Origin of the sequence: Micromonospora sp. M61, assembly GCF_018070245.1 — a bacterium.
In the GTDB taxonomy this organism is placed as follows: Bacteria; Actinomycetota; Actinomycetes; order Mycobacteriales; family Micromonosporaceae; genus Micromonospora; species Micromonospora zamorensis.
Genome location: NZ_JAGPYA010000023.1, coordinates 17,817 through 30,289, shown reverse-complemented (window position 1 = coordinate 30,289; position 12,473 = coordinate 17,817). Strand labels below are relative to the sequence as shown.

Sequence of the window (12,473 nt, the reverse complement as noted above, 5' to 3'; positions counted from 1 at the left end):
CTACCCCGTCCGGCGCCGTCCGCGGCGCGTCAGCCGGGGCCCTGCGGTCACTTCGTCCGGACCGGAAGGCCGGCCGGGCCCGCGCCCTTCAGCGAGGCGGTCACCGTACGGTCGCTGAGCCACAGGTAGCAGCGGACGCCCCGGTCACCGACCCGCCAACGCCCCGCACCCGGCGGACGGACCACCACGCCGCTGCGGAAGCTCAGGTCGGCGTCGTCCGGCACGCCCACGTAACGGCCGAGGACGCTGCGACAGCCGTCGTACAGCGGGGACCAGTCGCTGTCCCTGGTCGGGTACGCCGTGTCCGGCGCGCGCCACACCCCGACGAACTCGGCGTCGTGCTGCTTGCCGCACTCCACCGGTGCCAGCGTCTGCACCCGGCTGGCGGTGCGGCCGGTCTGCTGGCACCCCAGCCGCAGCCCCGAGGCCCCCTTCAACGTGTCCCGCAGGCTGCCCGACCGGACGACCACGGTGGGCGCCGCCTCCACGGTGGTCAGCTCCGTCAGATCGCACCGGAACCAGCGGGAGCCAGCCGCCCAGCCCGGCCCGGAGGGCAACGCCACGGACAGCCGGAGCCGACCAACCCGCCATTCGTCGCCCACGTAGCCGGTCGCGCGGGTGTCGCACTCGGCGAACGCGCCCCGCAGCTCGGCCGAGCCACCTGCCGGGGCACTCGCCCGCTCGACGGGGAACGCCCCCACGTGCACGGTCTCCACCCGGTGCGGACCGGCGCAGTCCACCGGCTCATAGGCGGCGAGGGTGACCACGTCGGTGAAATCGGCGGCCTGACACACACCGGCGGCCGGGGTGAACGCCGACGGTGCCGGCAGGGCCGCCCAGTCGTCGGTCAGATCACCATCCAGGCCGCCGGAGCTGGCACAGCCGACCAGCAACGTTGCCGTCACGGCAGCGGCGAACAGAGTCGTCATGGCACTGCGCATATAGCGGCCTCCCCCAGCCACCCGCCGGCTTACGCCAGCGCGCCCAGGGTAACCGCAAATGACCTTCTGGTGACAGAGCGGAATCGGGCCGCTCGGAGTCAGACGGCGGACACCGCCAACGGGCTGGGCACCGGGTCACCGGCCATGCCGGGTGCCACGCCGGCCGGGTCCGCACCCAACTCGATCACCCGGTTGTCGGCGTCCACGTGCACCACCCGTGGCCGGTACGACCGGGCCTCGGCGTCGTCCATCTGCCCGTACGAGATCAGGATGACCAGGTCACCGGGGTGCACCAGGTGCGCGGCCGCACCGTTGATGCCGATCACGCCGCTACCCCGCTCACCCGGGATCACGTACGTCTCCAGTCGGGCACCGTTGGTGATGTCCACGATCGCCACCTGCTCGCCGGGGAGCAGGTCGGCGGCGTCGAGCAGATCCTCGTCCACCGTCACGGAACCGACGTAGTGCAGATCGGCCTGGGTCACGGTGGCTCGGTGGATCTTCGACTTGAGCATGGTCCGGAACATCGGGGTGGCCTTTCGCGGATTGGTGGAGGGTGGCGGCCGGGTCAGGGACGCGGGGCGAGGTGGATGGCCGCGTTGTCGATCAACCGGGTGGCGCCCACCCAGGCGGCGATCACCAGCCGGGCCGGCCCGGAAACCGGCCCCGGCTCCAGCTCTGGGTCGGTGAGCACCAGGTAGTCGAGGCGGGCGCCGGGCGTACCGGCTCCGAACGCGGCGTGCGCGGCGGTCAGCACCGCCCCCGCGTCGCGGCCGTCGTCGGCGGCCCGCGCACCGGCCCGCAGCGCGGCGGACAGGCTCAGCGCTGCGGCCCGCTCCGACTCGCTCAGGTAGCGGTTGCGGCTCGACAACGCCAACCCGTCCGACTCCCGGACGGTCGGCACGCCGACCACCTCGACTGGCACGTCCAGGTCCCGGGTCATCCGCCGGACCAGGGTCAGTTGCTGGTAGTCCTTCTCGCCGAAGAACGCCAGGTCCGGCCGGGTGAGCTGGAGCAGCTTCAACACCACGGTGAGTACGCCGTGGAAGAAGCCGGGACGACTCGCGCCCTCCAGCTCCGCGCCGAGCGGGCCCGGGTCGAGGCGTACGCGGGGCTGGCCGTCCGGATACATGTCGGCGACCGACGGGGCGAAGACCAGGTCGGCGCCCGCCCGGCGGCACACCTCCAGGTCCGCGTCGAGGGTGCGCGGGTAGCGGTCGAAGTCCTCGTTCGGCCCGAACTGCAACGGGTTCACGAAGATCGTCACCAGCACGTGGTCGGCCTGTTCCCGGGCCGCGCGCAGCAGCGTCTCGTGCCCGGAGTGCAGCGCGCCCATGGTCATCACCACCCCGACCGTGCCCTTCAGCGCGGCCCGAGCCTCGGCCAACTCGGCGCGCGTGTGCACGAGTTGCGTCATCGCTGCACCTCGGTTCGCGACTGCGGGACTCGCAAGATCGGCTCACTCCTCGCGCTCACGCGGCCACCTCCCTACCGTTGTCGGCCAGCACGCCGAGCAGCGACTGCGCGTCCACCGGCTGGAGCCGGCCGGCGGCGATCGCCCGGTCGGCGGTACGTCGGGCCAACGCCAGGTACGCGGGGACGGATTCCGGCGCGGTGGCGGCCAACCGGGCCAGGTGCCGCGCAACGGTGCCCGCGTCGCCCCGGGAGACCGGGCCGGTCAGGGCGTCGTCGCCGAGCCGCAGTGCGTTCTCCAGGGCGGCGCGCAGCAGCGGGGCCAGCACCTTCTCCGGCCGGTCCACCCCGGCGTCGCGCAGCCGGTCGGCCGCCTCGTTCACCAGGGTCACCAGGTGGTTCGCGCCGTGGGCCAGCGCGGCGTGGTACAGCGGGCGGTCCGACTCGGCCACCCACTCGGGCACGCCACCCAGGTCGGCGACCAGCCGGGCGGCCAGTGGACGCAACTCGGCCGGGGCGGTCACCCCGTACGAGATGCCGGCCAGCCGGGTCAGGTCGTCCGGCGTACCGGTGAAGGTCATCGCAGGGTGCAGGGCCAGCGGCCGGGCACCGACCTCGGCGGCCGGCGCCAGCACGGCGAGGCCGTGCGCGCCGGAGGTGTGCGCGACCACCTGGCCGGGGCGCAGCGCACCCCGGTCGGCGAGGTCGGCCACCACACTGGCCAGGGCATCGTCGGGCACCGCGATCAGCAGCAGGTCGACGGCGGCGTGGGCCACGGCGGCGACCGGGCGGCGCGGCACCTCGGGCAGCAGCAGCGCCAACCGGGCGCGGCTGGCGCTGGAGCCGCCGGCGACGGCGACCACCCGATGGCCGGCGGCGGTGAGTGCGGCGCCCAGCACGGCTCCGACGCGGCCGGCACCGATGACACCGACGGTCAGCAGACGGGGGGCGACAGGGGCGCCGGGAACGGCGCGATCCCGCGATGCGGCGGGCCCGTGAGGGGCTGCCGGACGCGGGCGCAGCGGTGCGCTCATGACGATGATCCAGTCCTCGAGAAGGGGTACCGGTCGATCGCAAGTATGCGCCCGCCCCGCCGAACCAGGACAAGCATGTGTGAAAACCTTCACCACCGAAACAAGGGTCCCCTGCCGACCCATCCGATTGCACAGGAGACCCCTACTAACAGGCGGAATCTCATGGTTCGGGGGCCTCCGGGGTGTTCGGTCCGCGTCGTAACCACTGACCGTAGGGTCGGCACCGTGACCCACGCTGACCCAGAGGTGATCTGATGCCGATCCGGTGGCGGGACGCGATGAGCCGAGCCCTCTACGGTCCGAACGGCTTCTTCGTCGCCGGCACCGGACCGGCCGACCACTTCCGGACCAGCGTGCACGCCTCCCCCGCCTTCGCCACGGCGCTGCTGCGGCTGATCTACGACGTCGACGCTGGTCTCGGCCACCCGTCCCGGCTCGATGTGGTCGACGTGGGGGCTGGGCGCGGGGAGCTGCTCCGCACTCTGCTGCTGACTGTGGGAGACGCCGCCGGGGTTGCGGTCGGGGTTTCCGGGGAGCCCACCCGCTCCGGGCGGTCAGGCTTGATCCCTACGCGGGCGGGCTCCCCGGAAACCCTGACTCCCACGGCCTCCGCCCGTCCACTGGGAGACGAGCCGTCGTCCGGCACGGCTCGACCGTCGCTTGCGGAACGCGTGCGCTTCACAGCGGTCGAGTACGCGAGCCGCCCCGAGAACCTGCCCGAAGAGATCACCTGGACCTCTGAGATCCCCGCCGAGATCAACGGGGTGTTGCTGGCAACCGAGTGGTTGGACAACGTCCCACTCGACGTGGCGGTGCACACCGCCGACGGCTGGCGATACGTGTTGGTCGACCCCGAAAGCGGCGCAGAAGAGCTCGGCGAGCGGGTGAGCCCCGCCGATCTCGACTGGCTCACCACCTGGTGGCCCAGCCCCACAAGCCCGCAGAGTGCTGCCAGTGAGCCGGATCTGGGGTTGACCTGGCCGGACGCGGCCAGCGCAAGCGAGTCGGGTTTCCGGGCAGCCCGGCCGGCGCAGGGATCAAGCCTGACCGCCCGTCGCGGGCGGGGCTGCCCGGAAACCCCCCACAGTGACTACCTACGAGCCGAGATCGGCCGCAGCAGAGATGAAGCGTGGGCCAACGCGGTACGACAGATCAGCCGAGGGCTCGCGGTGGCCGTGGACTACGGGCACCTGAGCGGCGACCGGCCTGTCGACGGGACGTTGACCGGGTATCGGGGTGGGCGGCAGGTGCCTCCGGTGCCGGACGGGTCGAGTGATGTGACAGCGCACGTGGCCATGGACTCGGTCGCCTCCGCTGGTTCTGAGGTCGCCCGGTGCGCGTACTCCCTGGTCCTTCAGCGGGAGGCGCTGCGGGCGCTCGGGGCCGACGGCGGCCGACCGCCGCTCAGCCTGGCCGGCACCGACCCGGCGGGGTACGTGCGGGCGTTGGCCGCGGCGTCGGCGGTGGCCGAGCTGACCGATCCGGCCGGGCTCGGCGGGCACTGGTGGCTGCGCCAACCGGTCGGCATCCCGCACGAGCCGGCCGTGGCACGATGACGGGCATGACCACCGACGCCGGGGACCTTCGTGAACTGACCGTCGGCACCGGGGCCGGGCTGGTCGCCGGCACCGGCGACCAGCAGCTCGGCACCGACATGGTGTTGAACATCGGCCCGCAGCACCCGTCCACGCACGGTGTGCTGCGGCTGAAGCTGGTGCTCGACGGCGAGCGGGTGGTCGCCTGCGAACCGATCATCGGTTACATGCACCGGGGCGCTGAGAAGCTGTTCGAGGTGCGTGACTACCGGCAGATCATCGTGCTGGCCAACCGGCACGACTGGCTGTCGGCGTTCTCCAACGAGCTGGGTGTGGTGCTCGCTGTGGAACGCCTGATGGGCATGGAGGTGCCGGAGCGGGCCACCTGGCTGCGGATGGCCCTCGCGGAGCTGAACCGGGTGCTCAACCACCTGATGTTCCTCGGTTCGTACCCGTTGGAGATCGGGGCGATCACGCCGATCTTCTACGCCTTCCGGGAGCGGGAGACGATCCAGGCGGTGATGGAGGAGGTCTCCGGCGGCCGGATCCACTACATGTTCAACCGGGTGGGCGGCCTCAAGGAAGAGGTGCCGTACGGCTGGACCGGTCGGGCCCGCGCGGCGATCGGCGAGGTACGTCGGCGGCTGCCCGACCTGGACCACCTGATCCGGCGCAACGAGATCTTCCTGGCCCGGACGGTGGGCGTGGGCGTGCTGTCCGCCGCGGACGCCGCCGCGTTCGGGGCGTCCGGGCCGGTGGCCCGCGCCTCCGGGCTCGACCTGGACCTGCGCCGCGACGACCCCTACCTGGCGTACGACGAGTTGGACGTGCCGGTGGTCACCCGCACCGCCGGCGACTGCCACGCTCGCTTCGAGGTGCTGCTGGACCAGGTGTACGCGTCGCTCGACCTCGCCGAGCAGTGCCTGAACCGGGTGGACCAGCTGACCGGGCCGATCAACACCCGGCTACCGAAGGTGCTCAAGGCGCCGGAGGGGCACACGTACGCCTGGACGGAGAACCCGCTCGGCATCAACGGCTACTACCTGGTGTCCCGGGGTGAGAAGACGCCGTGGCGGTTGAAGTTGCGCACCGCCTCGTACGCGAACGTGCAGGCGCTGGCGACCCTGCTCCCCGGCTGCCTGGTGCCGGATCTGATCGCGATCCTCGGCTCGATGTTCTTCGTGGTCGGCGACATCGACAAGTGAGCCGGGCGGTCTGACCGGTCAGCGCCAGCGGTCGCCGGGCGGGGTGCCACCGGCACGCGGCACGTCGTCCTGCGGCGGGTAGCCGTAGCGCTCGTCGACCCGGCGTCGACCGGCCCGTTCCGGGGCGGGTTCGGCCTGGTGGCCGCGCTGGCGCGGTGGACGCCACTCTTCCGGCACCGGGACGCCACCCGTCGGCAGCGCCGGCCGGTCCGTCGGCTCGGCCCGGTGGTACGACTCGCGCTCCTCGTGCCGGCGCGGCTCGTCGTAGCGGCGCGGCTCCTCGTGTTGGCGCGGCTCGTCGTAGCGGCGCGGCTCCTCGTGTTGACGCGGCTCGTCGTAGCGGCGCGGCTCCTCGTGTTGACGCGGCTCGTCGTAACGGCGCGGGTCCTCGTGCCGGCGCGGCTCGTCATGGCGGCGCGGCTCCTCGTGGCGGACCTCGGCCCAGCGGTCGGCCACCCGGTATTCGGTGCCGCTGGCGTCGGCGTGCACCTCGGCCCGGCGCTCGCCGACCCGCAGCTCACGGCCGTTCTCGTCGTCGCGGACGGCGGCCCACCGGTCGCCGGCCCGCAACTGCGACCAGTACTCGCCGGTGTCGTCGGCTCGCAGGGGCGGCCCGGGCTGCGGTGCGGCACCCGCCCGATCGCGCTGCTCGGACCAGCCACGATCGTCCGGGTCGTCCCAGGAGGGCGCGTCGGGACTCTCCGGTGTGCGATGCGACCGCGCCGCCGGGCTGGGCTCGTCGGGCTGGGCGTACGCGTCGCGCCGATCGGTCCACTCCTGCGCTGGCGGGGTCCACTGGCCCGCGTATCCAGCGCCGTAACGCCCAGCCGGCTCGGCCGGCCCGCCATCCACCACCGTGTGCCTTGTAGTGACGTGCACGGTTTCGGTGTGCCGGACCACGCCCGGCCGGTGCCCCGGTTCGGGGCGGTCGTGCTCCCGGGGGCGGGCTGAGCCGTACGCGGCGGCGGCCGGCCGTTCCGCGCCGTACATCCCGGAGGCAACCGGCGGGGTCGCGGTCTCCCGTGGGTACGCCGGCTCGTCATCCTCCCTGTGCTCGGAGCGAGCCCGCCGGGGTGCGTCGGCCGGGCCCGCGACCCGGGCGCGGCCCGCGGACGCCTCACCCGGTGCCTGGACCCGGCTACGGGCCACCGGCACGTCGTCCACTAGTGGCTCGACGGCTGGCACTCGTGCCCGCCCGGCGCCGGCCGGCTCGGCGGCGGGGGCGGCGCCGGCGAGGGCGGCACCGCTGGCGTCGAGACGGCGGCGGACCGCGACGATCCCCTCCTGGGCACGTTGCGCCTGGTCGAGTGCCTGGTTGCCGCGTTGCGCGGCGGCCACGATCTCGGCGCGCAACTCCCGCCGGAGTTCCTCGATCTCATCCAGCAGCTCGTCGGCTCGTGCCGAGGCGCCCTCCGCGTCGGGACGCAACGCGATGGAGAGACCGATCAGCACCACCGCGAGGATCGCGAGCACCGCGGCGAAGCGCAGCGGGCCGTTGCCGTCGGCGACCAGCAGGATCAGCGCCGCCACCGGCCCCAGAGCGACGCCCGCCCAGAAGAGCATGGTCAACAGCGGGGGCTGACGTCGGGCGTCAGAGGTGGCCGGGGCTGGCATGGATGTGCAGCCTACCGAGGAGATTCGCCGGAGGGAACGGGGTCCCCGGACGCACGGACGCCCCCGCCCGGGTCGGGGCGGGGGCGTCCTCAGCGCCTGGGGGAGAGGTCAGCTCGTGGCGAAGGCGCCGTCCGAGGAGAAGATCAGGCCCACGCTGATCGAACCGTCACGCAGGCCGCTCTTGGTCAGCGGTCCGCCCTGGTCCAGCGAGGAGAACTTGCCCACCGACAGCCCGTAGGTCTTCTCCAGACCCGGCTTGCAGAACGGACGCTGCTCGCACTCCGGCGGGCCACCCAGCACGGTCGCGCTGCCCGAGCACTTCGCGGCCAACTCGGACAGGGTCCGAACGCCGTACTTGTCGGCGAAGGCCTGGGTCACCGCGAAGGCGTTCTGGTCCTGAGCGGCGGCCGGGGTGCCGAAGGTGAGGCCGGCCTTGTCGCCCTCGGTCTTCAGCGCGGTCACCGTCGTGTTGATGTCGGGCGAGGAGATCGGCTGGGCGTTGGCGCCGTTGGCCTTGGTGTTGAGGAACTCGGCCATGGTCGCCGCGTACTCCGGGACGACCTGGATCTCGCCCTTCTCCAGCGCCGGCGCGTACAGCTCACGGTTGCCGATCTGCTGCACCTTGACCTGGTAGCCCGCGGCGGTGAGCGCGATCCGGTACAGCTCGCCCAGGATCTGACTCTCGGCAAAGTTGCCGGCACCCACCGTGATGTCGCCGCCCGGGCCCTTGGCGATGCCCGCGGTGAGGTTGTTGGCGCTGGCAAAATCCTCGGCCGCCACCTTGGGGGTCTTGCGGTCCTCGTTGACGGCCTTGTTGAGCTGGATCAACTTCGGGGTGTCGAGCGTGGTGGAGACCTTGTCCAGTGCGGCGATCAGCTGCGGGTTGGCCGCCTTGCTGTTGACCGCGGGAATGACGTTGTCGGAGTTCTGGAGCTTCTTGTCGTCCTGCAGAGCGATGAGCTGCTGACCGGCGACCGGGGCGCACCCGGCGCCGGAGGCGCTCGTCTGGGGTGCGTCGGTGCCGGACGAGCCGGCGCCACCGCATCCGGTGAGGAGTGCTGCCCCGGCGACGACGCCGACAGCACCGATCGCCAGACGTGAACCTGCGCGCATGTGCCCGCCTTCCGTGTCCCGGCGCGGCCCGTTCCGGGCCGGCCGCGTGTCCGACGGGCGATCCTGACTGTCGGTCGCCCGCGAATATCCACCCAACATGCTCCGGAACCGACCGACAACCTGAGGTGGACTTCGTCACCGCATCGTCACCGATCGGATGGATGCGGGTCGTCGGCTCGACGCAGGGCTCACCCGGACGGGTCAGGCGTTCCCGGTGGCGTCGGCGGGCCGGGGCCGTCCGAGGCGCTGCCGGCCGCGCCGCAGTGGCCGGGGGGTGACCAGTCGTTCGACGCCGCCGAGGACCACCTCGGCCAGAAGCGCGAGCCCGGCCACCAGCACACCGCCGGCGACGATCTGACCCCCGCCGACCGCGACACCCAGGCCGAACCCGGTGCGGATGATCTGGCCAAGGCCACCGCCGTTGACGAACGAGGCCAGCGCCGCGGTCGCGATCACCTGGACCGCCGCGGTCCGGAAACCGGCCGCCAGGTAGGGCACCGCGAGCGGCAACTCGACCCGGCGCAGCAGCTGCCCGCCGGACAGGCCCATCCCCCGGGCCGCGTCGCGGGCCTCCGGGTCCACCTGCCGCACCCCGGTGTACGCGTTGGCCAGCAGCGGTGGCACGGCGAAGACGGCCAACGCCACCACGACCGGCGTACGCCCGAAGCCGCTGGCGAAGACCACCGGCAGGATGGTCAACAGCGCCAGAGTGGGGATGGCCAGGGTGGCGTTGGACACCAGCACCACAAGGCCACCGCCCCGGCCGAGGTGCCCCAGCCAGAGCCCGACCGGCCAGGCCACCAGGCAGCCGAGCGCCACCGCCATCGCCGAGATCGTCAGGTGCTCACCGAGGCGGTCCAGCATGCCGCCGGGGTTGGTCCAGTTGAGTGGGTCGTTGATCCAGACGATCGCCTGGCCGATCGGGTTGTCCGCGACGCTCACCGTGCCCTCCGGGCGGACCAGGGGGTCACCAGCCGGGCGACCAGGACGAGCAGCAGGTCGAGCACGACCGCGAGCGCCACGCAGAGCAGCGCGGCGGTCATGATCTCAGCCTTGTAGAGGTTGTTCTGGAAACCCGCAAAGATCAACTGCCCGAGACCGCCGTGCCCGACCAGCACCCCGACTGTGACCAACGCCACGGTCGAGACGGTCGCCAACCGTACGCCGGTGACGATCCCCGGCAGCGCCAACGGCAGATCGATCCGGAACAGCCGCCCCCACCGGCCGTAGCCCATGCCCTCGGCGGCCTCGCCGACTTCCGGAGGCACCTGGTTGAGCCCGGCCACCACGTTGCGCACGATCAGCAGCAACGCGTAGAGGACCAGCCCGACCAGCACCGTGGTCGTCCCGGTGCCCAGGTAGGGGGCGATGAACGCGAAGAGCGCCAGCGACGGGATGGTGTAGACGACCCCGCTGACGGCGAGGATCGGGCCGGCGAGCGGGCGGAACCAGTACGCCAGAACGGACAACGGCAGGGCGATCAACACCGCGAACAGCACCGCTCGCCCGGTGAGGGAGGCGTGTTCGCGCACCGCGGCGAGGATCGTGTCAGAGTTGTCCCGCACGTACTGCCAGGAGAACCAGGGGTTACCCGGGTCGGCCCGGTAGCTCAGGCGGAAGGACATACGTGGACGTTACCCCGGAGGCCGCCGACGTGGCCGAATCCCCTCGCGCGGCGCCGATCCGCCTACAGGGCATCCAGAAGCGCTACCCGAACGGCACCGAGGCCGTCCGGGACCTCAGCCTGGACGTCCGGGCCGGCGAGCTGGTGGTGCTGATCGGCCCGTCCGGCTGCGGCAAGTCGACAGTGCTGCGCATGATCAATCGCCTGATCGAGCCGACCGCCGGCCGGATCCTGCTGGGCGACGAGGACGTCACCGACGTCGACCCGGTCCGACTGCGCCGCCGAATCGGTTACGTGATCCAGAACGTCGGCCTCTTTCCACACCAGACGGTCCGGGCCAACGTGGCCACAGTGCCGGGCCTGCTGCGATGGCCCAAGGACCAGACCCGGGCACGGGTCGACGAGTTGCTCGACCTCGTCGGGCTGGACCCGGCCGAGTTCGGCGGTCGCTACCCGCACGAACTGTCCGGCGGTCAGCGGCAGCGGGTGGGGGTGGCGCGGGCACTCGCCGCCGACCCGGTGGTGCTGCTGATGGACGAGCCGTTCTCGGCCGTCGACCCGATCGTGCGGGCGCGCCTCCAGGAGGAGTTCCTCCGCCTCCAGGCCGAGGTCCGCAAGACGATCGTGCTGGTCACCCACGACCTCGACGAGGCCGTCCGGCTCGGCGACCGGATCGCGGTGCTCTCCGAGGGCGGGCACCTGGAGCAGTACGACACGCCTGCCGCGTTGCTCGGCGCACCCGCCACCCCGTTCGTGCGTGAGTTCGTCGGCGCCGACCGGGGCATCCGCCGGCTGGCGGTCACTCCACTGGACCGGGAGTCGCTCGAACCCGTACCCGGGGACGCCGCGGCGGACCTGCCGACCGTCGCGCTGGACGGCTCCGCGTACGACGCGCTGGCCGTGCTGCTCACCTCGGGACGGGACCAACTCGTGGTGACCGACGGCGGCCGGCCGGTGGGCACGCTCAGCCGACAGCGGCTGCTCGACCTCGGCCGCCCGGCACACTGACCCGACGACGACCGGGCTGCCGCAGTCGGCGGCCCGGTCCCGCTGCCGGAGGCGGTCACGTCCAGGTGGCCGCCGGCCGTACGGGCGACCGGCTCAGGCGCGCCCGCCGAGGCTGGCGGTGCCGATGATCCACCCGGTCAGGAAGCCGTAGCCGGCGCCCGTGCTGGCATCCTGCAGGGCACCCAGCATCGACGGGTTCGGCCCGAGCAGCGCCGCGAGCACGGCGGCGAGCCCGCCAGCCAACACGTACGCGGCCCAGCCCGAGAAGAACTGGCTGACCGAGCCGGGCACCCGGGCGACCTGGGCGGCGGGCAACAGGTAGAGCAGGCCCACCGCGAGAACCACCAGCAGCACAGCCCGTACGTCGGCGGCGAACAACCCGCCGGCCTGCCCGTCCGCGTCGAGCCGCCAGGCCGGCCACGCGAGCAGGCGCACGTAGAAGGCGGCGGCCGAGTCCGGGTCGGTCTGCGTACCGGCCCAGCTGGTGAAGGCCGGGCTGCCACAGATGCCGACCAGCAGCAACACGGCGAGAGCACCGGTGCCGGCCGCCGTGCCGTAGCGCCCGACCGGGCCGGATCGGTGCATGAGCGACGTGATCCGCCCAGGCCCCGAACCGGTCGTTCGGGCGGACCTGGGCTGCCCCGAGCGGCTCAGTGCTTCATCAGGTAGTCGATGAAGGCGGCCCGCAGCAGTGGCGCGGACTCCTCATAACCGTGACCGGTCAGCTCCCGCCACAGCGCGTTGGCCTCGTCGATCGTCGGGCCGATCGAGTTCGGTGCGCCGTCCAGCACGGTGGCCTCGTCCGCGTTCGGCAGGTGCCGCAGCACCGACCAGTAGAACTTGACGTCGCGACGCTCCCGGGCCAGGGCGAACGCCCGCTCCCGCAACTCCTCGGTGGACAACGCGTCGAGTTCCTCGAACGAGGTTCCGCCGGGGGCGGCGGCAGGTGTGTCGGTCATGTCGCCGAGCCTAACGGTCGAGATCAG

At 72.6% G+C, this 12,473-nt stretch carries 13 protein-coding genes; 3 read left to right on the top strand and 10 right to left on the bottom strand.

The window, feature by feature from the left end; translation table 11 throughout:
* Positions 1 to 47 precede the first annotated feature (47 nt).
* From KBX34_RS15405 to KBX34_RS15390, 4 genes are all read right to left on the bottom strand, one after another.
* Positions 48 to 941: a septum formation family protein gene (locus KBX34_RS15405; protein WP_210925542.1), complete on the bottom strand. Its 894-nt coding sequence runs from the start codon at positions 939 to 941 to the stop codon at positions 48 to 50.
* Positions 942 to 1,039: 98 nt separating this feature from the next.
* Positions 1,040 to 1,468, bottom strand: a complete 429-nt coding sequence (gene panD / locus KBX34_RS15400) for an aspartate 1-decarboxylase (protein WP_088950520.1) — start codon at positions 1,466 to 1,468, stop codon at positions 1,040 to 1,042.
* 41 nt (positions 1,469 to 1,509) lie between these two features.
* Entirely contained in the window at positions 1,510 to 2,358 is an 849-nt protein-coding gene (panC, locus tag KBX34_RS15395) for a pantoate--beta-alanine ligase (protein WP_141911571.1), read from the bottom strand.
* 55 nt (positions 2,359 to 2,413) lie between these two features.
* On the bottom strand, positions 2,414 to 3,388 hold the full coding sequence (locus tag KBX34_RS15390; RefSeq protein WP_210925541.1) for a Rossmann-like and DUF2520 domain-containing protein: 975 nt from the start codon (positions 3,386 to 3,388) through the stop codon (positions 2,414 to 2,416).
* Positions 3,389 to 3,642: 254 nt separating this feature from the next.
* Between KBX34_RS15390 and KBX34_RS15380 the strand changes: the two genes are divergently transcribed.
* Together KBX34_RS15380 and KBX34_RS15375 are read left to right on the top strand one after the other, a co-directional pair.
* Entirely contained in the window at positions 3,643 to 4,944 is a 1,302-nt protein-coding gene (locus KBX34_RS15380) for an SAM-dependent methyltransferase (protein WP_247671856.1), read from the top strand.
* A complete protein-coding gene (locus tag KBX34_RS15375) occupies positions 4,941 to 6,128 on the top strand; it encodes an NADH-quinone oxidoreductase subunit D (protein ID WP_172862124.1) in 1,188 nt (395 codons plus the stop codon). Before KBX34_RS15380 ends, KBX34_RS15375 begins: the two co-directional genes overlap by 4 nt.
* 18 nt (positions 6,129 to 6,146) lie before the next feature.
* On the opposite strand, the gene KBX34_RS15370 is transcribed toward KBX34_RS15375, so the two are convergent.
* From KBX34_RS15370 to KBX34_RS15355, 4 genes are all read right to left on the bottom strand, one after another.
* Positions 6,147 to 7,742, bottom strand: a complete 1,596-nt coding sequence (locus KBX34_RS15370) for a hypothetical protein (RefSeq protein WP_210925540.1) — start codon at positions 7,740 to 7,742, stop codon at positions 6,147 to 6,149.
* Positions 7,743 to 7,850: 108 nt separating this feature from the next.
* Positions 7,851 to 8,855, bottom strand: coding sequence for a glycine betaine ABC transporter substrate-binding protein (locus KBX34_RS15365; RefSeq protein ID WP_210925539.1), 1,005 nt, complete (start codon positions 8,853 to 8,855; stop codon positions 7,851 to 7,853).
* A 201-nt stretch (positions 8,856 to 9,056) separates the two neighbouring features.
* Positions 9,057 to 9,797, bottom strand: coding sequence for an ABC transporter permease (locus tag KBX34_RS15360; protein WP_088950526.1), 741 nt, complete (start codon positions 9,795 to 9,797; stop codon positions 9,057 to 9,059).
* Complete coding sequence (locus KBX34_RS15355; RefSeq protein ID WP_099849114.1) at positions 9,794 to 10,480, bottom strand: ABC transporter permease; 687 nt, start codon at positions 10,478 to 10,480, stop codon at positions 9,794 to 9,796. Before KBX34_RS15355 ends, KBX34_RS15360 begins: the two co-directional genes overlap by 4 nt.
* 2 nt (positions 10,481 to 10,482) lie before the next feature.
* On the opposite strand from KBX34_RS15355, the gene KBX34_RS15350 reads away from it, so the two are divergent.
* Positions 10,483 to 11,487, top strand: a complete 1,005-nt coding sequence (locus tag KBX34_RS15350; RefSeq protein ID WP_210791309.1) for an ABC transporter ATP-binding protein — start codon at positions 10,483 to 10,485, stop codon at positions 11,485 to 11,487.
* Between the two features lie 93 nt (positions 11,488 to 11,580).
* On the opposite strand, the gene KBX34_RS15345 is transcribed toward KBX34_RS15350, so the two are convergent.
* Together KBX34_RS15345 and KBX34_RS15340 are read right to left on the bottom strand one after the other, a co-directional pair.
* Positions 11,581 to 12,072, bottom strand: a complete 492-nt coding sequence (locus KBX34_RS15345) for a hypothetical protein (protein ID WP_141911579.1) — start codon at positions 12,070 to 12,072, stop codon at positions 11,581 to 11,583.
* A 65-nt stretch (positions 12,073 to 12,137) separates the two neighbouring features.
* A complete protein-coding gene (locus KBX34_RS15340; protein ID WP_088952069.1) occupies positions 12,138 to 12,446 on the bottom strand; it encodes a hypothetical protein in 309 nt (102 codons plus the stop codon).
* Positions 12,447 to 12,473 lie beyond the last annotated feature (27 nt).

Coding starts and splice junctions, on each gene's coding strand:
- KBX34_RS15405 (WP_210925542.1), bottom strand. CDS start 941: ATGCGCAGTGCCATGACGACTCTGTTCGCCGCTGCCGTGACGGCAACG.
- panD (WP_088950520.1), bottom strand. CDS start 1,468: ATGTTCCGGACCATGCTCAAGTCGAAGATCCACCGAGCCACCGTGACC.
- panC (WP_141911571.1), bottom strand. CDS start 2,358: ATGACGCAACTCGTGCACACGCGCGCCGAGTTGGCCGAGGCTCGGGCC.
- KBX34_RS15390 (WP_210925541.1), bottom strand. CDS start 3,388: ATGAGCGCACCGCTGCGCCCGCGTCCGGCAGCCCCTCACGGGCCCGCC.
- KBX34_RS15380 (WP_247671856.1), top strand. CDS start 3,643: ATGCCGATCCGGTGGCGGGACGCGATGAGCCGAGCCCTCTACGGTCCG.
- KBX34_RS15375 (WP_172862124.1), top strand. CDS start 4,941: ATGACGGGCATGACCACCGACGCCGGGGACCTTCGTGAACTGACCGTC.
- KBX34_RS15370 (WP_210925540.1), bottom strand. CDS start 7,742: ATGCCAGCCCCGGCCACCTCTGACGCCCGACGTCAGCCCCCGCTGTTG.
- KBX34_RS15365 (WP_210925539.1), bottom strand. CDS start 8,855: ATGCGCGCAGGTTCACGTCTGGCGATCGGTGCTGTCGGCGTCGTCGCC.
- KBX34_RS15355 (WP_099849114.1), bottom strand. CDS start 10,480: ATGTCCTTCCGCCTGAGCTACCGGGCCGACCCGGGTAACCCCTGGTTC.
- KBX34_RS15345 (WP_141911579.1), bottom strand. CDS start 12,072: ATGCACCGATCCGGCCCGGTCGGGCGCTACGGCACGGCGGCCGGCACC.
- KBX34_RS15340 (WP_088952069.1), bottom strand. CDS start 12,446: ATGACCGACACACCTGCCGCCGCCCCCGGCGGAACCTCGTTCGAGGAA.